This is a genomic window from Pseudooceanicola aestuariicola (genome assembly GCF_045763785.1).
Lineage (GTDB): Bacteria > Pseudomonadota > Alphaproteobacteria > Rhodobacterales > Rhodobacteraceae > Pseudooceanicola.
In genome coordinates this window covers 308,487-327,608 of record NZ_JBJGSF010000001.1, presented here as the reverse complement: position 1 = coordinate 327,608, position 19,122 = coordinate 308,487, and the positions used below count along the sequence as shown (strand labels likewise).

The following is a 19,122-nucleotide window of genomic DNA, read 5'->3' as shown; positions in this document are numbered from 1 at the left end:
TTTGGAACGGGGGTCTTGCGCGGCGTTACAGCCCGGCCTCGTAACGGATCGGGGTGCCATGCGGCGTGGCATGGGCGGCGCGGCGCCAGACGTCGGCCATCTGGCGCACGGCGTCGGCCTCGGCCAGCCCCTTTTGATCCAGCAAGTCCGACAGCGCGGTCAGCCACGTCTGGAAATAGGCGTCGATATGCGCCGCGCCGTCCGACCCGTCCGGCACATCAGTCGCCCCTGCGATATGGCCGGAAAAGCAGGCCACCCATTCGGGCCAGTCGAACAGCCCGCGGTCGTGCAGATGGACCGTCAACGCAAAGGCCCGCGCCTGCCACGGCGCGGTAAACTGCGGCTCGGACTCCGGTGTCAGGGGCAGGCTACTCAAGATACGGCTCCCACAGATCGACCGAGACCTGATCCTGCGCCCCTGCCCTGTCACCGAACAGATCCCGCGCCGCAAAGGTCACGTTGTACAGCCAATGCGCCGTCTGCCGGTCGCCCTGCGCCGAGGTGTCGGGAAAGACGTGATAGCCATGGATGGCGGTAACCCGGCCCGTGCGGTTGCGGACGTAGGCGGGCATCCGGATATGACCGCGCGGTTGCAGATTGCGGGTCGTGACGCTTTGACCCAAGGCGAACAAAGGGGTCGCGCCCTTGGGATCGCGGTCATAGGATGCCCCACGCATCAGCGCAGGCCGCACCTGATCGGCAGCCAAAGGCGTGGCGACCGGGTCTGTCTGCGACTGGCCGCTGGCGATTTCTTCTGCGCTGGCCAGCCCTTTGGTCTGCAAAAGCTGTTCCAATCCCCGCAGCCACAACTGGTAATAGCTTAGCCCGTAATATTCTGCCGGATTACGGTTTTCGCGCGCGAAACGGCTTTCGTCGATGGTCCATTGTCCCGCACCGCCTGCGGCCACGACCATGGCCAAGGCGCGGCGTTCCCAGTCAGCGTGGAACAAGGGTTCATTCGGGTCGGGATCAATCGGGCCAAAGCCGTCACGCCCGCCGATATCCTGTGGGCCGTTCATGCGGACATCCCCGCCAGCGCGGTGCCGATCATGCTGTCCCGGCTGACCATCTGCTCCAGCGCATCGGCCTCCAGCCCCTCTGTCCCCGCAGGGCGCATGGGGATGACGAGGTACCGCATCTCGGCCGTACTGTCCCAGACACGGATGGCGGTTTCGTCCGGCAGGGTGACACCGAATTCACCCAGAACAGCACGCGGTTCGCTGACGGCGCGGGCGCGGTACGGGGTCGATTTGTACCACGTCGGCGGCAGCCCCAGCACAGACCACGGATAGCAGGAGCACAGCGTACAGACGACAAGGTTGTGGGTGTCGGGCGTGTTGTAGACGGCAGTGATATGTTCGCCCTGCCGCCCCGCAAACCCCATGTCGTGGATGGCGGTCGTGGCGTCTTCTTTTAGCGCCTGCGCGAACTCCGGATCGGTCCATGCGCGGGCGACGACCTTGGCACCGTTGCGAGGGCCGACCTTCGTCTCGTAAGTGTCCAGCACCACGTCCAGCGCAGCGGGGTCGATCAGGCCTTTGTCTGCCAATAGCTTTTCCAGCGCCATGACGCGGGCGGTTTCGTCGTCCAGATGGCTGTGGTCGTCGTGATCGTGGGGCATGGGATCCTCGTCTTTGCCCTGACAGGATCACAAGGCTAGGCGCTTGGCAATGTGGGACGGCACAGGGCGGTCCTGCACTGGTCAATCCGTGGTGCCCGGTGCTAAGCCAGCGTCATTATATGAAAGGCCCCGCTCCTTTGCTGATCCTGACAATCTGGCCTCTTTTTGCGCTGATCTGCCTTGGCTTCGTTCTGGCCCGGCGGGATTTTCCCACCGCGGATTTCTGGCCTGCGGCGGAAAAGCTGACGTATTTCATCCTGTTCCCCGCGCTTCTGGTGGTGTCGCTGGCCGACGCCCCCGTGCGCGATCCGGATATCCTGCGACTGGGCGGCGCCGCAGTCGTGACAATCCTGATCGCTGTCGTGTTGATGGCCCTGTGGCGCAAGATACGCCCGCAGCCCGCCGCGCGGTTTGGCCCCGCGGTTCAAGGGATCATCCGCTTCAACACCTACCTTGGATTGGCCATCGTCGGCAGCCTTACCGGGCCCGAAGGCTTAGCCCGCGCGGCAGTCTACCTTGCGGTGGCGGTGCCCTTGGTCAACGTCATTTCGATCATGGCACTTAGCGAGGACAGCCCCCTGCGATCGCCGGGCGTATTGGCACGCTCGATCCTGCGCAATCCGCTGATCATCGCCTGCCTTCTGGGCTTTGCGTTAAGCCTGACCGGGATTGGCCTGCCCTTCGGCACAGGTCGGTTTCTGGAGCTGATGGGCCGCGCCAGCCTGCCCCTTGGCCTGCTCTGCGTCGGGGCGGCACTGCGGCCTGCGACCCTGCGGCTGGACCTGCCTGCCCTGACCGCCGTCGGCATGGCCCGGCTGTTCATCATGCCCCTGATCGCCGCCGCCTGTGGCTGGGCCTTTTCGCTGGACCCGGTGTCAGCCCTGGTGCTGGTGATTTTCTGCGGCATCCCCACCGCAACCACGGCCTATGTGCTGACGCAACAGCTGAAGGGCGACGGGACCTATATGGCGGGCATCATCACCTCACAGACCTTGGCGGCGGTGGCGACGATTCCGGTGGTGCTGTGGGTGTTGGGGTGACTGGCGATCCCTGAAGGACTCGAACCCTCAACCTGCTGATTAGAAGTCAGTGAACAGGCGATTTTGAGCAAATTCCGCCAAAATCCAAATCCGTCCACCCTGGTTCGGATCAGCGAAATTTGTTGATATAAATCAAAACGAAAACTTGCGATATCATGGCGAAGAGTGTCTAAATTCGTCCGAGGATGTTCGCTGGCATCTGCAAAATTTTGTCTCCCAGTTGTCTCCCAGAGGCATCGCAGCTTGGAGGGTGTCAAGGAGGAATTGTGCGGCACAAGCTATCTGATCCGTTCGTGCGAAGTGCCAAAGCGGAAGTAGGCCAGCGTTTAGACATCTCGGACGAAGCACAGCGAGGACTGCGTCTACGCGTATCACCTGACCCTAGCCGCCCAGACGGCATGCGCCGAGTTTGGGCTGCAGAAGTCCGGGTTAAAGCTGGCCCGAAGCGAAAGATCACATTGGGTGAGTATCCGGAGATGTCTTTGGCGGCAGCTAGAAACCTTGCAGCCGAAATTAGGGTCGAAGCAAGGAACGGCATCGACCGTATAGGTGAAGCCGAGAAGGCCCGCGCAGCTAAGGCTGCCGATGAAGCACGCAAAGTCACGGTGCGCGCCGTTCTGGCCAATTATATTGATATGAACTTGTCGCAGCTTCGGTCTGGTGCAGAGAGGACGAAGCAACTCCAGGCGGTCTTGAGCTCAATCCTTGATACTCACATCACCGACATGAATACCGCCTTCCTACAGGCTGCTATCGACGCGAAGGCTCGTGAAGGCAAAATCGTTATGGCTAACCGCCTTCGTTCGGCCATTCGAGCTTTCACCAAATGGGCTTGGCGGCGCGGTTATGTGGCTGAAGACATCGGGGCAAAGCTGGACAAAGCGGGCGACGAGAAAGCGCGAGAGCTGACGCTGTCGATCTCTGAGGTCGCAACGATCTATCAAGCTTGCGAAAAGCTCCAAGAGCCTTGGCGCTCAGCTTTCCGGCTCCTCGTCCTGACAGGTCAGCGGCGCGGTGAAATTCTTGGCCTTCAGTGGCGTGACATCAAAGAAAACGAAATCGAGTTGTCCGGCTCCAAAACGAAAAACGGCAAACCGCATATCACTCACTTAACAACCGCCGCTAAGGCTTGCTTTGGAGAACGCGGCTCACCGGACGCTTTCATTTTCGGCAGCACAGGCGGGACTTCGAACGTTTCTCATGCGAAGAAGCAGTTGGACAAAATTCTTGGTAACGATTTCCCGTCGTGGCGTCTTCACGATTTGAGACGGGCTATGGCTACCGCGCTGGCTGCGGGTGGTATCGACGAGCGAACGGTAGATAAGCTTCTAAATCACGGTGCGGTCGGCTCTGCGCCAAGCGCCGTTGCGGGGGTTTATAATAGGCATGACCGCCTGCCAGAGCGCCGGGTTGCGCTAGAAAAATGGACCAGCATGGTCACGGGAAATTCGGCTAAAGTTCTGAAGATACATGGCTAACAAAACAGGTTTGGTTCGAACAATCAGGAGCCAACTGGGCTTGAGACTTACTCGATTATCAAAAGACCAAAAGGTGAGGTTGCTTCGCGATGTGGAACACCTGTTGGCATTGAAGGGCGACGACCGATCAAGAGCGCACTACCGAACCAGCCACTCGGCCTCTTCTAGCTCTTTGAAATTAATTGAAAAACTGAGCAACGCATTCGCGAAAATTGATCCGGACATCTTGAAAGATGCCCAAGGATACCGACAACCCCTACCCACCCTTTTGGATCAATTGACGCAGATCGCGACAAGAGCGCAACGATACCACGAAGGTTTCCTTCAAAATCCGTTCCCCAAAACGCTCCCCGTCCACGTAGGGCGATGCTACTTAGTGTTGGATATCTTTTCGCGCTGGAATCCTGAAGGCCGAACAAATTTTCCTGTGAGTGGACCCTATCCGAAAGAACTTGGGCAAGAACCTCCTCCGAACTGGAAAAAGTTGATTGCTTTGGGACTAGATGCGAACGGTAATCCCTCATCCAAAGCAATGATATTTGCAGAAGCAATTTCTTTGAACTTTTCTGATTGGCCTCTCCATCTCTCGGCTCCGATGAACATTGCGCGCGCTGAGCTCTTCGATAACCCACCACTAGATTATTCTCAGTAAAAACAGGCACTAAGGAATGGATTTTTACTAGCTTCTAAATCCATCCGTTTTGCGAAGCCTAACCTGACCATGACAGTTCACAGACGTTCGAGGCAATTCCGCCTTCGACCGAACTGTTTAGAAAGGTTCAAGTTTGCAAACCAACTCCACCCCTATTCACCAACGGCGCTTGCTCACGCTGCGTCAAGGCAGCGACTACGCGGGTGTGTGCCGCACCAAGCTCTATGGCGAGGCTAAGGCAGGCCGCCTGAAGCTCCTTAAGATCGGCGGCAGTACGCGCATCGAACGCAGTGAGCTGGATCGCTGGATCGACGAGAGCGTTGCCTAACATGTCTTCTCTCCTCCCCTTCGCAAATGTCGAAACACTCGAATTGAAAGGCTGTCATATGTCCGGCACCACTCTCACCCCGTCCGCAGTTAAACAGCTCAAAGCTTGGGAAGATTTGCCCGACCTCACGGCCACTCGCTCCTACGACTATTTCGCCAACGGGCGCTATAGCGCCGCGACGGTTCAGGCCGGTTCTCGGCGTGTCTTGGAGGCTCTGATCCTCCACCCGATTACCGTGGCCGATGGGTTCTGTATCAAGAGCCAGATTTCGAAGTTGCGGAAGATCGGTTTTGAAATCGCTACCGTCATGCAGTGCCGGACCGATGGCAGCCGGTACGCTGTTTACGTCATGAATTGTTGGGCGACGCGCACTGGGACTCTGACCAAATGACGGGACCCGAAAACAACAAAAAAGCAGGTGAGAGGGGGCTTCGGCCCCCTCTTTCTTTGCAGAAGCGCAGTTTCACGACGGCTCCGGTCAGAAATTCGGCGGAACTAACTCGACAGGATGAACGGCCCGCCGGAGCAGCCAGGGCCTATAATAACAAGGATTCCGATCCAAGTGCGCCGCAGCTCACTAATAGTAGCGAAAATATAGCTACCGGTATTAAGGCAAAGGGAAGCAATAAGCAGAAACAGCCTCTATCAGAACGCGCACTTCGAAAACGACGCCAATCCGCGCGAGAAGCGGTCGAGTTTGCCCACCGCAGCGATCTGCCTATGACTGTCATGGTGACCATCACATGGGGAGCCTGCATTTATGGAGACCGCGCTGAAGGTCATATCCTCGCCCTTCCCGATCAAGAGCGCGTCCAGCGCCTTATCCGCGCGCTCCGCGTCTCTCTACGGTCTCTTGGCCACTCCTTGGCACTTATATGGGCTCGGGACGTCGGGCTCCGAATGGGGGTGCATTGTCATTGCTTGATGTTTTGGCCCGTACACCGTCTGAGAGAACTCGTGTCGCTACTGGAGAAATTGACTGGGGATAGCGCGGCAGCCGTTAACGTTCCTTACGAAGGGGACTATTTCTCTCGTTCCAACAGCGGCGGTTGGCAGGTCGATATGGTTAGGACTTCAGCCGACGGAGCTTTCGGCGCAGCTGAATACATAGCCACCCAGCCCCTCCAGCATCCGACACCCGTCAAGCTCGACGGCCGGGTTTTTGGTATTTCTGCAGAAATTGGAAGCTCAGCGAGAGCTAGGATAGGACTTCGCTAAACCAACGCATTTGAACTGTAACACCGGCGGTCGTTGTACCGCCGGTGCCGCTTTGGCGAACGCCGGGGTTGGGCGGAAAGCTGACTTTCGCTGCGCACCCACGCAAGGTCCGGTCTTGCTCAATCTCCTCCAGCATCGCTGAACTTGAAGCCGCGGCATTGAAAAATATCACTCCAAGACCACGTGCTCAGCGAATTTCGCTCTGACCACCTTCGAGATAACATTTGCCATGTGTCGGATGACTCCGACGTGTGCTGACCGGCGCCGCCAAGCCAAGCCAATGGATCGGGTCATTCGATCCCGCCGGAAGGGACGAACAACAACATCACCGGTTTCCGTCGAGACCTCGGACCGCACGTAAAGCGCTGGAAGAAAGCTGATGCCCATGTTCAAAGCCGTCATCTGGCGCAGTGCGTCGAGGCTGGTGCCTTCGTAGTCACGGCGCAGGTTGGCGCCCAGTTCCTCGCACAGACCCGCCACTTGGGCGTGCAGTCGGTAACTACCGGAAAGTGTTAGGACATCCTGACCAGCCAGATCAGCGTCTGAAACCGAAGATGCCTGCGCCAGAAGATGGTCCCGCGCCATCACCAGTTTCAGGGGTTCGCGAAACAGCCGCATCACCTCGGTATCTGCCGAAGGCACTGGAAGCTGCGTCAGGATAAGGTCCTGTTCTCCGCTCAGCAGTTCGTCTTGCAGAACAGCCGGAGCCGCATCGCGCACTATCACCTTTAGATCGGGATAAGCGCTGTGCAGCTTAGCCATAACATGAGGCAGGAGATACGGCCCAAGGGTCGGTGTCGACCCAAGCCTGATTGTACCGTTCACGCCTTCCTTCGCATCCTGCGCCAACGCTCGTAGCGTCGCGGTCTCGTCCATGATGCGGCGTGCCTGCTCAAGGATGGTACGTCCCTGCGGTGTCAGAACTGCTCCGCGTTGTCCGCGGTCGATCAGTGTCACGCCAAGTGCGCCTTCGAGGCCGACGATCTGTTGGCTGAGGGAGGGCTGGCTGATCCCGACGCGCTCCGCAGCGCGCCTGTAATGGCGCGCGTCGGCGAGGGCCACGAAATAGCTTAATTGCCGAAGGGTCAGGTCGCCGGACATCACTTTTTCCCGAATTGAACGTTCATCCGGAATATAGGCAAAGCCTATCAAAATTTCAGGGTCCGCTCTCTACCTCCAATTAAAAAATTTCCCACATCAACCCTGCGATCATGACGGATCGTCCCGAGCAACCGCGATTAAGGAGAATATAATGACCACGCACGCCAGACATCGTCCCGCATTCACGGCAAGGATCGCGCAACTGCGCCGTCGCCGTCAGAACCTGGCGAAGCAGATCGAAGATGAACTGCGGCGTCCGGTTCCCTGTAGCATCGCACTGAAACGTCTCAAGCAGCAGCGTGTACGTCTGAAAGACCAGATCGCCAGCTACAGCGTCCATTCCGGCGGTGGCGATACGCGTCCCGCACATATGGCGTGAGGGGCAGAATGTTCCACGCCCACCTATTCAGCCGCACCGCGCCCTTACTGCATAGTCCGGACCTTGAGGACATGCGCCGCGCCATCCTCGACGAAGATGATGATGGTCCTGACGGAGGATGTCCCGATATCCGTCAACTGGCGCTTGTTCACAGTGCGTCCCCTGGCACTCATCTAAAATAGTCCGGACGCACGGAGGGGCCATTTGGCCCCTCCGCTTTTCAGACCAGCCCAGCCAGCCACAGGTAGAGCGGCAAGCCCACGGTCACATTGAAGGGAAAGGTCACGCCAAGCGACAGTGTCAGGTATATGCCCGCCTCGGCTTTCGGCAGCGCGATCTTCATGGCGGCCGGAACCGCGATGTATGAGGCCGACGCGGCAAGAACCATTAGCAGGAAAAGACTGCCTGTCTGCAGTCCGATGAGCGCGCCCAGCCCCATAGCCAGAACCGCGCCAATCATTGGCATCATCAGACCGAAGATGAAGAGCCCCGGGTTAAGAAGATGACGATTACGCAAGAGACTCCGCCCTGCTGAAAGCCCCATGTCCAGCAGGAACAGGCACAGGATGCCAGTGAAAGGGGTGACGACAAAGGGGGCGATCATGTCCATGCCGCGGTCCTGTGTCAGCGCCCCGATGACGAAAGCCCCGGCCAGCAGTACGATGGAGCCATTGGCGAACAACTCTCTCGCCGGAACGCTGCCGGTGTCCCCTTGCCGTCCATAGCGATGCGCGATCCAGAGTGCCGAGAGGATGGCGGGCACTTCCATCGCGGCGGCGACAGCGACCATGTAGCCGTCCGAAGCGATGCCCGACAGGTCCAGCAGGCTGGATGCCGCCACGAAGGTCACAATGGAGATCGAGCCGTAGTGACCGGCCACCGCCGCGGCATTCAGCGTGTCCAACCGGGTCAGCCCGCGCAGCAAGCCAAAGGCGATGAACGGGATCAGGAACGACAGGACCAATCCGACCCCGAGGGCGGCGAAGACGTCGCCATTTAGGCCGTTGTCAGCCAAGCTGTGGCCGCCTTTAAAGCCGATCGCCAGCAACAGGTAGAGCGACATTATCTTTGCGGCCCCTTCGGGAATGGACAAGTCGCTACGCAGGACAGCGGCCAGCAGGCCGAGGACGAAGAACAGGATGGTCGGAACCATAAGGTTGCCGACGAGGCTATCGAATATCTGCATTGCTCTAAAACTCCGATGACAGGGTGTGGGCCTGTTGCCGGGAATTCATGAATAGCTTAAATACAATCATCAGATGATTAGCATAGCTTGAGGTTATGAATGCGCCCTACTTTGCGCCAGATGGAGTACATCGTCGCCGTGCACCAACTAAACAGCTTCGGCCTCGCCGCCGAGGTGCTGCACGTGAGCCAGCCGAGCCTGTCCAACCAGATCGCCGCAGTGGAAACCGAACTGGGGATTCGCCTTTTCGAACGTGGGCGGTCCGGCGCACGTACAACGGCCCGGGGGCTGGAGTTCGTGACCCGTGCCCGGCGTATCCTGTCAGAGGTCGAAGCCCTGAGAGCCGTCATGCGGTCAGACCTTCCATTCGGCGGGCGACTGCGGCTTGGTGTCCTTCCCTCTATAGGGCCATATCTCCTGCCGCAGGCCGTGCAGGCCCTCCATGCGGCGGAACCCGAGCTGCGGGTCATCGTGCGCGAGGAGAACACAGCAAGCCTTGATGAAGGCATCCGCAACGGTCGCTTCGACGCCGTGATATCTACGCCGGAGGACCACCCTAACACGCTTCAGCACCCGTTATTCTCTGAGCCATTATGGGTTGCAGTTGCGCTGGACCATCCCCTTGCGCACCGGTCGCGGGTTGAGCCTGCAGATCTGACTGGACAGCGACTGTTGACGTTGGACACCGGCCATCGGCTGGCGCGGATCGTCTACGGTATCGCGGGGGCGAGCGGGGCCACTGTCTCCGACGACTATGAGGGGACCAGCCTCGACTCGATCGTTCTAATGGCGGCTACTGGAGCGGGGATCGGAATTCTGCCCGACCTTTTTGCCCGTCTACAGGGCGTCCACAGGAGCGAGGTCAAGATCATGCCTCTCGCCATGCCCGACGCCGACCGCACGATCAGCCTCCTCATTCCATCAGATCGGTCAGAGGCTTTTGCATATCGCCTCGCCGGGATACTTCGAGAAGCTTCGCGAAGACTTGAGCTCAATACGTTGCCGCCCCAAAGGAATGAGAACGATAGCTCTCAATCTCAGCACGGATAATTTGTTGAGTGCGATCTTATACTCATCCGACATGGTTCTTTGCATCTCGCACCATTGGCGACGGGTATGTTGCGGGAAATCACCCATCGTCGCGGCTTTGATCGACGTTGATTGTGGGGAGCAATCGCTGTTCCTTCGGGCGGGAAGCGGACTTTAGCTGCGGCTTGCACCAATGTCGGCATTGTTGAGCCTCACACGCCGAGGGACAACGCGCTCGATCAGAACCTTCGCCAGTTCGCGACCGCGTCGGCGCCTCGGAAACACCCCGTCGATAACTGTACGACCAACGCCTGATGTCTACCGCGCCAGAATCGTGTTACATTGACGCCTGAACCACGGGGAGGAGCGGGGTTTTGCTGGAACATGCACTTGTTCTGGATTCGTTGGGGGCGCCGATCCGGCACCAGCAGAAGACGCATTCAGCCGATTGGGACGAGGTAGAGGACTTCTGCCGATCGGTCTATATGCGGTATCGCGTGCGGCCTTTGGATCGTCTTTCCCGGCCGGACGCGACCATGATTTCGGCGAAGGCGGGATGTGTGACCATGACCCGGTTTGCCTACGGCACGGGTATTCACCTTGACCGTTTCGATCCTGATGCCGGAAACATCCTCGTTTTGAATACCTTGCGCGGGGCATTGGATCATCAGACCGACGGCGGCTCTGTTGATACCGGTGCAGGTGAAAGCTTTGTCGTGGATTGTTCGCGGGCTGAATACTGGCTTGAGGGTGATCCCGACCATATGCAGCTGAACCTTACCATTCCACATCAAGCGATGGTTGAAACAGCGGAGCGGTGGTTCGGTTTTGTGCCGGATGATCGGCTGTGGACGAGCCGCGTCAAGATCGGCGGACCCAACTCAGCCTGGCCCGCGCTGCTGGATTATGCCACGCGCGCCCTGACGCGCGAAGGTGAGGTCGCGTCCGACACAGTCTTGGCGCGGCACATCGAAGAGATGCTTTGCGTCGAACTTCTGCGTCAGTGGGCGTCGGCGGCTGGAGTGAGCCTTGAAACGGGGGCTCGATGTGCCGCTCCTGCTTACGTTCGCGCAGCCGAAGAGTTCATGGAAGCCGAAGCGCGCGAAGCACCTTCAATTGGCGATGTGGCCAAACGTGTCGGCGTTTCTGCGCGGACGCTATCCGGCGGGTTTCAAAAGTTTCGGGGCCTATCGCCCCGGGCTTTTCTGGCGGCGCGCCGGCTTGAGGGCTTTCGCCGGGATCTTGAGAAGATGCCAAACGATGTGACAGTCACCGCGATCGCGTCCGACTGGGGCTTTTCGAACTTCGGCGCGTTAGCCGGGCGGTATCGCGACAGATTTGGAGAAACACCGTCGCAGACGCGCGGCCGGGTCGGGCGAGGCACCCGCCCGAACTAATTCTGTTTCCGAAATCGGACAGATCATACCGGTCGCGGACAGCGTGCCCGCCCGGTGTCCGGCATTCTTTCCTGCATGTCTTTAAGGGAGGAACCAATGAAGGACATCGACACAAACGATTTGAAAGCCCGTTGCGACCAAGTTCTGAATGAGCGCGTCACCGGTCCGTCACGTGTGCCCGGTGTTGTCGCCATGGCCACGGACCGTAATGGCGATATCTACTCTGGCGCGGCCGGAGAGCGGCGGCTGGACGGCGACGCGATGACAGAAGATACGGTCTTCGCCATCTTCTCGACCACCAAGGCCATTGCAGGCACCACAGCCCTGCAATGTGTCGAAGAGGGTCTGTTGGACCTTGATGCCCCGGCCAAAAACTACGCCCCGGCCATTGGTGAACTTCAGGTGATCGACGGGTTCGACGCGGACGGGCCCCCCCGCCTGCGCGCCCCGAAAAGCGATGTCACGACCCGCCAACTGATGCTGCACACGGCCGGGTTCGGCTATGATTTCTTTAACGAGACTTACAAGCGTCTTGCCGAAGAGCAGGGCCAACCCTCTGTCGTCACCGGAAGCCGTGCCTGCATTGAAACGCCACTGCTGTTCGATCCGGGCACAAAGTGGGAATATGGCACGAACATCGACTGGGTCGGACAGGTTGTCGAAGGCATCCGCGGCAAACGACTGGGCGAGGTGATGAAAGAGAGGATCTTTGACCAGCTGGGCATGCAGGACATTGCCTTTACCCGGTCGCCTGGCATGAAAGAGCGGACCGCGACCATCCACGCGCGAGGCGAGGATGGCGGGCTGACCCCAATGGATGACTTCGCGCTGCCAGACGACCCCGAGGTGCACATGGGTGGCCATGGGCTTTGTGCGTCCGTGCCGGAATACATGAAGTTCATCCGCATGTGGTTGAACGACGGTGCAGGCCCGAACGGGCGGGTTTTGAAGCCCGAAACCGTCGAATGGGCCGTGCAGGGTGCCCTTGTCCCGCCGCAGAAGGTCACCATGCTGCCCGGCGTCATTCCCTCGCTTTCAAACGACGCGGAGTTTTTCCCGGGCATGCCCAAGGACTGGTCCTACACTTTCATGGTCAATTCCGAAGAAGCCCCGACCGGACGTCCCGCCGGAGCGATTGGCTGGGCCGGGCTTGCCAACAGCTACTATTGGATCGACCGCAAGAATGGCATCGGTGGCTACTGGGCAACGCAGATCCTGCCGTTCGCGGATGGAGTGTCTTTCCCAGGATATATGGATTTTGAAAGCGCGGTCTACGCGGCCCTCTCGGGCCAATAACCACGTTTTCTGCTATGCCAATGGACGGGGCGCCCGCGCGCCCCGTCCGACTTGCCGGTTTTCGCGCCTTAGAGAGGTTATGACCCAAAGAAGTTATTGGCGACGCTTGATCGAATGACCGCTCCGCGCCGGGAGATGACTTGGTCGTCAAGGGCGGGGAGCCGCCGTTCGCTGCGTTCTGGTTCAATGTCTCCTTTGGAAAAACCCACCTATTCGACCACGTCAGAAAAAGTTCGCCTACAGTGAACTTTTTCCCTTGAAAGCCGACGCCCCCGTCCCCACATGCCAATTGTGTAAAAACGGAAGAAGTTCCTCATACCCAGCTTGGACTTGTTCAAGCGCGGAGGGGTTTTCCCCTCTACCACTTCTACCGCAGACGGCCCGGAGGCCCCCGGAGGGGGACGAGGGGACGGCGGCGGGCGAAGCAGACGCGATAGCAAGGACAGCTATCGCGTCTAGGCAAAGGGTTTAGTCGTCGGTTTCCGTTTTCTGTTGGGTGAGGACCCTTGGTTAGTGGTATCCGTTTTGGATGTTGCGCCGGGGCCAACAGAAAGGAGGAGCAATATGGCTCTCTCTGAAGATACACACCGACGGCGGCGGCGACGTCGGTTTTGGAGGAAACTCCGGAACCCTCGCACCGTGATGGTCATCCTTAGGGTGGCCATCTTCATCTACCGGCTTGTCCGGTGGTTGATGGCGATTTTCGGATCGCCCGGCTAATCGCCGCCCGCCTAATGTCTAAGCGGGAAAGGCAAACGGGATGAAACGATGATACATGAAGCACTAAGGTTGATCCGAGTGTTCCATGACTTGAAACAGGTCGAACTGGCGGAAAAACTCGGCGTCTCGAAGTCCCATATCTCGGAGATCGAAAAGGGTAACAAATCCCCCTCGCTCGATCTGATCCAGAGATATGCGACAGAGTTCAAAATTCCGGTTTCTTCTATCATGTTCTTTGCGGAAGAGTTGCCTAGCGCCAAGTCTGGCGACAAAATCCGTTCAAAAATTGCAGGCAAGGTCATCGACATTCTGCGTTTCATTGAAAGGAAAGCTGATGCCGAAGACGCAGCCTGAAGAGGGTTACCAACTCAAGGATAGCCCGTTTTTCCGCCTCAGAAGCCGGAAGCAACTGGCTAAGCTTCTCAGAGTGTCCGCCGATACTTTGGACGAGATCAGCCACCGCCATGACCTCTACGTTCGCCGCTGGAAGCACAAGAAGCTAAAGGATGATGAAAAAGGCGCCTGGCTGAAACAGCCTCCAACGCCGGAACAGGCGGAGAACTACCGCCCTATCGACATTCCCGACCCGCAGCTTAAAGCGATGCAAGGCCGCATTGGTGATCTTCTGGGGCGCGTCAAAGCTCCAGAGTTTCTTTTCAGCCCGGTAAAAGGACGCTCATACGTCGAAAACGCAGCACACCACAAAGAGGCCAAGGCGTTCTGGCTACTGGACGTCGCGGACTACTTCCCAAGTTGTTCAGCCAACAACGTCGCCCGATTTTTTCATCGGGAGCTTGAATGCTCTCGGGACGTAACCGCCGTTTTGGTTCACCTCGCAACTCTGGGCGGATGCCTGCCCCAAGGTTCTCCCTGTAGCCCGATCCTGGCCTACTACAGCAACAGCCATATCTGGCTTGCCGTCGAGAAGCTGGTGAGGGCGAAAGGGTGTAAACTGAGCCTCTATGCAGACGACATAACCATTTCCGGCGATATCGTGCCCAAAGCGCTGATCTGGGAGATCAAAAAGCTTATCTTTGGCAACGGGCTACGCTTAAAGGCATCGAAGGAAGTCAGCTTGATAAACGCCCCGGCCGATATCACAGGAGTCATTGTAAAGGGTGGGGCTACACACCTTCCCAACCGCCAACTGAAGCGACTTGCAGAGCTGAAGCAGGAGCGCGCTAGGACGACGAACCCAAAACTCCAGCAGCGGATCGACAATCAAATCGCGGGGCGCCTTTCTCAGCGGAAACAAGTTGAAAACCCGAAGACTTGAAGAACTCAAAGCCGACCTTTATTTTGCGCCGACTGAATGACCGGTAAGGGCCGGGGTCGGGGAAGCGACTCCAAGATACGCGGCTCGCAGGGCACATCACCAACGACAGTTTTCTCGAAGATCTGCCGCTCTGGGCATTTACCGGGCGCCAGCGGACAAGGCGGGATGCGACCACGTTCGACGACACTGGCCTGAACCGCGGTGCTCCTATAGTATCCTTCTACGGAAATGCAGGATTATCATTTGACCAAAATCACCAAGGATAATCCAGCGCTCGGCAATCTAGTTCTGTCCTGGCAGACCGCCAAATATTCGGACGAGGACGGCTTGGGACCGATGGGATCGCTGTACGAGGCCGGCGATTCCTTGGTCGCAGTTGCCCGGCTCGAAGAAGGCGGCGGCGCGACGATCCTAGGCAGTGGCGTGATGGTCGGACCAGGCCTCTTGCTGACCGCGACGCACGTCTTGGACGAATTCCCTAGCGATGATCCGGGCCCCGTATTCCTGACCTTCCTGCCGAATGGTAGCCGAGCCTGGTTTCGAAGAGATCAAGTGACGGTAGCTCGGCCCAGCCAGTTCTATGAATGGCAAACGATCAAGTCCGACATCACGCTGGTGAGTTGCACGCTAAATTCGGAGGCGCATGCCGACGATCCTTTGATGCTCGCGCCGATGGAGGTCGCGTTGCCACTGGTCGGCGACCGGCTTTGGGCAATGGGATTTCGACACCAAGGCATGGACGGCCGTTCGGCACTGGTCACGCCATTCGTCTCTTCCGGCTTGGTGACAGCCGCTTTCCCTCATGGCAGGGGCGAGCGCATGGCCTCGCCCTGTTTCGAAGTCGATATGGACACGATCGGCGGGATGAGCGGCGGTCCAGTCGTCAACGCCGACGGTCGTCTTGTCGGTATAGTATCGTCATCGCTAGAGGGCGGGCCTTCACACATCACATTGATCTGGGAAGCGCTTCGTTTCCGAGTCTCGGGCGCTACTCCGAAATTAATGGAGAACAAAACTGTCAGCCTGCTCGGCGCCCAAGCGCTCGGGTTCGCGAAGTTAAAGGGACATGTCGAGCGCGATCCTTTCGGAGACGTAACGCTTAAGCTCTCCGAGGCAGAAGGCGAGCTATTTGCTGAGTCTGTCTCGCCTTCGGTAGTCGAAGCGGCCAAGCCGCGCGCACTGGACGAGAACCAGCTCGAAGCTTTTCTCGACAGCTGGGGAGCAGATCTCGAAGATGCGGCACTCGAAAGCGCGATCCACGTGCTGGGCCAGGTCAGCGTAGATAAGGCGCGCGAGTTTCTCCAGGACGATTGCATTCCGCAAAAATATCTGGATGCCATTGAAGGCTTCTCCGTTGAGGACTGCGACGGCGTGGAGGATCTCACGGTCACCGCAACCGAGGAGATCGACGAGGACAGCTTTCGCCTAGACTATTATTTTGATGTGGGCACACTGATCTGGACGGTGGAGATTGACGAGGCGTTCGTACGCGACAACACGGAAGGTCTCGATGAGCATTTCTACAATGCGCGCCGAGAGCACGGCATCGTCCGGATGGAAGCGTATCAACGCCGCTACTTCCGTGGTTCGGCCATCTTCCGCCGGGGCGCTGAAGTTTTTTCCGACGCCGCGATCACGCTCAGCGCATTAAAGCCGAGGCGAAGAGGGAAGATGCGGCAACCGGGCGTCGCAGCCGAGGTGGACGGTCCGTGAGAATGCCCTGCTAGAACCGGACGATCAACAGTAACAGGTCGCGGCCCAGAAGCTTGCTGTTGATCGCCAGATCGAACAGTGCACGATCTTGCAGGCGGAGGAGCTGATTGAGATAGAAGATGCGAGAGCCCCATGCCCAAGAAAATTGAAAAAGACGCGGCAGCGGACGAGGCGCTAACGAAGATCCGTAAGCGTCTCAACAAGGCTCTTGTAGGTTTCTCCTCTGATTTCCCTGCTGACCTGAATCCTTGGGATATGGAGTCGTCACGACCAGCTGCAGAACTGTTTCCGGTGCCGGAGCTGGTGCTCTTCGCTTTTCGCAACATCCTGGGCTGGCGGTGGAGTGGAGGCGGCGAAAAGGTGCGTTGGACCGTCTATGGCAGTGTGTTGGGCGAACCAGTGGGGTTTGAACTGAGGAAGTTCGGCTTCACCATCCTTCGTGCGAAAGATTCCAAGCTTCCATATGATCGCATCGTTGGACAGGTGGGCGCGGCCATGCGGCAGATCGAAGACCTTTTGGCGCCGTTCGCTATCGAACAGACCCGCTCGGGCAACGTCCTGATAGTCAACCGCTTCGGTGAGTTCGAAAGCCGTTACCGCTACTTTCGTGACAAGGCCCACAAGGCATTCGCCAAGGCCGACAAGCCGGCCAAGATTCCCAAACCAAAAGGAAAAAAGAAGAAAGGCGAGCCAGAATTTCCTGTCGGCATGATTGCGGCTATGCTCAACCACCAGCATGCAGCACAAACCGAAGGATACTATCTGACCACTGCGATGATCGATGCCTTTTTCAGCGCGCTGGAGCACAGACTAATTCTGCTCTTGGCATTTAGAGGTCTTCAACTCAACCCAGGAGGACTTGAAGACTTCCTGAAAAAATCATGGGATGAAAAGCTCAAGACGGTCCTCCCGCTCACCGACAATCATCAGGCCGGTGTCACATTAGGCAAGCTCAGGCGGATCAAGGAGCGGTTGCGAAATCCTTTCAGCCATGGCGGCGTCGAGAACGACGGGGGATCGCTGTTCTTCCACCTTCCAGGTATCGGAGCCGTTCCAGCGAATTTTTCGAACTTTGCTAACAGTCCTCGTTTCTCCTTCGTCCCGATTAAGGTCGATAACTTTGACGAATGCTGCTCGGTTTTCGATTCGGTCCACGACATGCTGTCGACGGGGCCGTTAGCGTTTCCACACCGGTTCGTCGATGCGGGCGTTGATCCGTCATTCGATGCCGAAACACTCTCTGAATATGCTGGAGTAATGGCTAAGGGCGCAGACGCCGTCGAACAGTGGATAGAGCGATGGGGCCAAATGTGGACCACCCACGCAAACATGGACTACTGAACAGAGACCGCAAGACTGCAAATGCCAGCCAGCGAGATGGAAGGCACTCGCGGGAGTAAAGCCGAGCGTGAGGACCGCCGAAAGTCGGCTTTCCACTATTGGTACCCCGAAGGCTGCTATTCGGCTTTCCTCCCGCAGCGAACACTGGTCACCGCCGTAGCGAATGATAGCTTTGTCCCACATCGCTACCATCCCGGCCAGGTCTTTGCTGCGGAGCACGACGAATGGCAGCTTCCGGAAATGCGGCAGAGCAGCAATTGTCGAGGGCGACCGGCGGCTTTGGGCCGAAACTTTAGCAAGCCGATAGCTCCAATTAGACCGAAGAGTCACGCCGAAGTACCGTAACTCTATTTTTGAAATGCAGGGCAATGTACGCAGAGCTTCAGCCGGTATGGAACTCGAAAGCTCTCAAGATTTAGGGCGGGGGGGGGCACCCGAGCGCCCTGGCAAGATTTCAAATTGGATACCCTCACAAACAAACGGTCGCATATACCACCACTGCGCCTCAGCGCGTTGCGTAATAGTCTCTCTGCGCGTTCATTTCCGAAGAACCGAAATTCAGCCCTGAGTGCTGGTCCAGCCGGGCTGAAAAAGTCTCCCCACTGTCTCCCAGGGACTGATCTCGCCAAAAAATCCGCCTTCGGCAACAAAGCCTATCCCAATCAAGACTCTGAATTTAATAAGATAAAAATGGCGATCCCTGAAGGACTCGAACCCTCAACCTGCTGATTAGAAGTCAGCTGCTCTATCCAGTTGAGCTAAGGGACCGCTGATCAGGGGTTTGGAATATCGCGGCGCGATTGGCAAGAGTCGGCGTTCAGGTAACGGCGTGGGCTTTGCCCCCGGACCCCGTAGCAGAAGCCCGAAGGGGTTCGCGTAGCCTGGGAATATTTATCTGACCAAAGAAGATAAGGGCGCGGCGGACAGGCGCTTGCGCTTTAGTGCGTCCAGACCTGACGGCGGTTGGTGGCGAAATTGTCGCCATAGCCGCCCTTGCGGACGTTGGCCTTGCGGCGGTGCGGTTCGGTGACCGTGGCATCGATGCCGTTGTCCTTGGCATATTCCAAGGCGGCCTCTTTGGTCGGGAAGCGCAGGCGCACCTGGGCCTGGGTGTCTTCGTTCGACGTCCAGCCCATCAGCGGATCAACTTCGCGCGCGGTGTCGCTGACGTATTCCAGAACCCATTGTTTCGTCTTGGCCATTCCAGAGGACATGGCGTTACGGGCGGGGCGATAGATACGTGCGGGCATGCGGGATCTCCGGTCTGATCTGAAAGCCTTATGTAATATCGGTGAAACTCAGGCAAGGGGGATTGGCCGACGCTGCAAGGTCTGGTCAAGCCCCGCC

General features: G+C 58.1%; 20 protein-coding genes and 1 tRNA gene. 13 read left to right on the top strand and 8 right to left on the bottom strand.

Annotated features, from left to right (window positions below):
• Positions 1-25 precede the first annotated feature (25 nt).
• Genes ACI3GR_RS01475 through nthA form a run of 3 tightly spaced genes read right to left on the bottom strand, consistent with a single transcriptional unit; the run spans position 26 to position 1,621 of the window.
• Positions 26-376, bottom strand: a complete 351-nt coding sequence (locus ACI3GR_RS01475) for a nitrile hydratase accessory protein (protein ID WP_407492069.1) — start codon at positions 374-376, stop codon at positions 26-28.
• On the bottom strand, positions 369-1,019 hold the full coding sequence (gene nthB / locus ACI3GR_RS01470; RefSeq protein WP_407492067.1) for a nitrile hydratase subunit beta: 651 nt from the start codon (positions 1,017-1,019) through the stop codon (positions 369-371). The genes ACI3GR_RS01475 and nthB overlap by 8 nt, the downstream gene beginning before the upstream one ends.
• Positions 1,016-1,621, bottom strand: coding sequence for a nitrile hydratase subunit alpha (gene nthA, locus ACI3GR_RS01465; RefSeq protein ID WP_407492066.1), 606 nt, complete (start codon positions 1,619-1,621; stop codon positions 1,016-1,018). Before nthA ends, nthB begins: the two co-directional genes overlap by 4 nt.
• A gap of 137 nt (positions 1,622-1,758) precedes the next feature.
• Between nthA and ACI3GR_RS01460 the strand changes: the two genes are divergently transcribed.
• From ACI3GR_RS01460 to ACI3GR_RS01440, 5 genes are all read left to right on the top strand, one after another.
• Positions 1,759-2,661, top strand: a complete 903-nt coding sequence (locus tag ACI3GR_RS01460; protein ID WP_407493580.1) for an AEC family transporter — start codon at positions 1,759-1,761, stop codon at positions 2,659-2,661.
• A gap of 266 nt (positions 2,662-2,927) precedes the next feature.
• Positions 2,928-4,139, top strand: a complete 1,212-nt coding sequence (locus ACI3GR_RS01455; protein ID WP_407492065.1) for a tyrosine-type recombinase/integrase — start codon at positions 2,928-2,930, stop codon at positions 4,137-4,139.
• A complete protein-coding gene (locus ACI3GR_RS01450) occupies positions 4,132-4,791 on the top strand; it encodes a hypothetical protein (RefSeq protein ID WP_407492064.1) in 660 nt (219 codons plus the stop codon). The genes ACI3GR_RS01455 and ACI3GR_RS01450 overlap by 8 nt, the downstream gene beginning before the upstream one ends.
• Before the next feature lie 133 nt (positions 4,792-4,924).
• Positions 4,925-5,119 carry a helix-turn-helix domain-containing protein gene (locus ACI3GR_RS01445; RefSeq protein WP_407492063.1) on the top strand — a complete coding sequence of 65 codons (195 nt, stop codon included), beginning with the start codon at positions 4,925-4,927 and terminating at the stop codon, positions 5,117-5,119.
• A gap of 58 nt (positions 5,120-5,177) precedes the next feature.
• Entirely contained in the window at positions 5,178-5,510 is a 333-nt protein-coding gene (locus ACI3GR_RS01440; protein WP_407492061.1) for a hypothetical protein, read from the top strand.
• Between the two features lie 995 nt (positions 5,511-6,505).
• Here ACI3GR_RS01440 and ACI3GR_RS01435 read toward each other — a convergent pair.
• Entirely contained in the window at positions 6,506-7,438 is a 933-nt protein-coding gene (locus ACI3GR_RS01435) for a hydrogen peroxide-inducible genes activator (protein WP_407492060.1), read from the bottom strand.
• A 151-nt stretch (positions 7,439-7,589) separates the two neighbouring features.
• Between ACI3GR_RS01435 and ACI3GR_RS01430 the strand changes: the two genes are divergently transcribed.
• The gene (locus tag ACI3GR_RS01430) at positions 7,590-7,817 is read left to right on the top strand and encodes a YdcH family protein (RefSeq protein ID WP_407492058.1); all 228 of its coding nucleotides are present in this window, start codon (positions 7,590-7,592) and stop codon (positions 7,815-7,817) included.
• 44 nt (positions 7,818-7,861) lie between these two features.
• On the opposite strand, the gene ACI3GR_RS01425 is transcribed toward ACI3GR_RS01430, so the two are convergent.
• Positions 7,862-7,990, bottom strand: coding sequence for a hypothetical protein (locus ACI3GR_RS01425; RefSeq protein ID WP_407492056.1), 129 nt, complete (start codon positions 7,988-7,990; stop codon positions 7,862-7,864).
• Between the two features lie 47 nt (positions 7,991-8,037).
• Positions 8,038-9,003: a sodium-dependent bicarbonate transport family permease gene (locus ACI3GR_RS01420; RefSeq protein ID WP_407492054.1), complete on the bottom strand. Its 966-nt coding sequence runs from the start codon at positions 9,001-9,003 to the stop codon at positions 8,038-8,040.
• 99 nt (positions 9,004-9,102) lie between these two features.
• Here ACI3GR_RS01420 and ACI3GR_RS01415 point away from each other — a divergent pair, with 99 nt between their 5' ends.
• The 7 genes from ACI3GR_RS01415 to ACI3GR_RS01385 all read left to right on the top strand — a co-directional run bounded on the left by ACI3GR_RS01415 (position 9,103) and on the right by ACI3GR_RS01385 (position 17,775).
• On the top strand, positions 9,103-10,053 hold the full coding sequence (locus ACI3GR_RS01415; RefSeq protein ID WP_407492052.1) for a hydrogen peroxide-inducible genes activator: 951 nt from the start codon (positions 9,103-9,105) through the stop codon (positions 10,051-10,053).
• Between the two features lie 353 nt (positions 10,054-10,406).
• The gene (locus tag ACI3GR_RS01410; RefSeq protein WP_407492050.1) at positions 10,407-11,429 is read left to right on the top strand and encodes an AraC family transcriptional regulator; all 1,023 of its coding nucleotides are present in this window, start codon (positions 10,407-10,409) and stop codon (positions 11,427-11,429) included.
• A gap of 96 nt (positions 11,430-11,525) precedes the next feature.
• The gene (gene acmB / locus ACI3GR_RS01405; RefSeq protein ID WP_407492049.1) at positions 11,526-12,725 is read left to right on the top strand and encodes a methyl acetate hydrolase AcmB; all 1,200 of its coding nucleotides are present in this window, start codon (positions 11,526-11,528) and stop codon (positions 12,723-12,725) included.
• Between the two features lie 768 nt (positions 12,726-13,493).
• The gene (locus ACI3GR_RS01400; RefSeq protein WP_407492047.1) at positions 13,494-13,799 is read left to right on the top strand and encodes a helix-turn-helix transcriptional regulator; all 306 of its coding nucleotides are present in this window, start codon (positions 13,494-13,496) and stop codon (positions 13,797-13,799) included.
• On the top strand, positions 13,780-14,721 hold the full coding sequence (locus ACI3GR_RS01395) for a reverse transcriptase family protein (RefSeq protein ID WP_407492046.1): 942 nt from the start codon (positions 13,780-13,782) through the stop codon (positions 14,719-14,721). Before ACI3GR_RS01400 ends, ACI3GR_RS01395 begins: the two co-directional genes overlap by 20 nt.
• A gap of 243 nt (positions 14,722-14,964) precedes the next feature.
• Positions 14,965-16,434, top strand: coding sequence for a trypsin-like serine peptidase (locus ACI3GR_RS01390; RefSeq protein WP_407492044.1), 1,470 nt, complete (start codon positions 14,965-14,967; stop codon positions 16,432-16,434).
• 132 nt (positions 16,435-16,566) lie between these two features.
• On the top strand, positions 16,567-17,775 hold the full coding sequence (locus ACI3GR_RS01385; RefSeq protein WP_407492043.1) for a hypothetical protein: 1,209 nt from the start codon (positions 16,567-16,569) through the stop codon (positions 17,773-17,775).
• 691 nt (positions 17,776-18,466) lie between these two features.
• Here ACI3GR_RS01385 and ACI3GR_RS01380 read toward each other — a convergent pair.
• A tRNA-Arg gene (locus tag ACI3GR_RS01380) sits at positions 18,467-18,543 on the bottom strand.
• Between the two features lie 170 nt (positions 18,544-18,713).
• A complete protein-coding gene (locus ACI3GR_RS01375) occupies positions 18,714-19,025 on the bottom strand; it encodes an ETC complex I subunit (protein ID WP_407492041.1) in 312 nt (103 codons plus the stop codon).
• Positions 19,026-19,122: the final 97 nt, after the last annotated feature.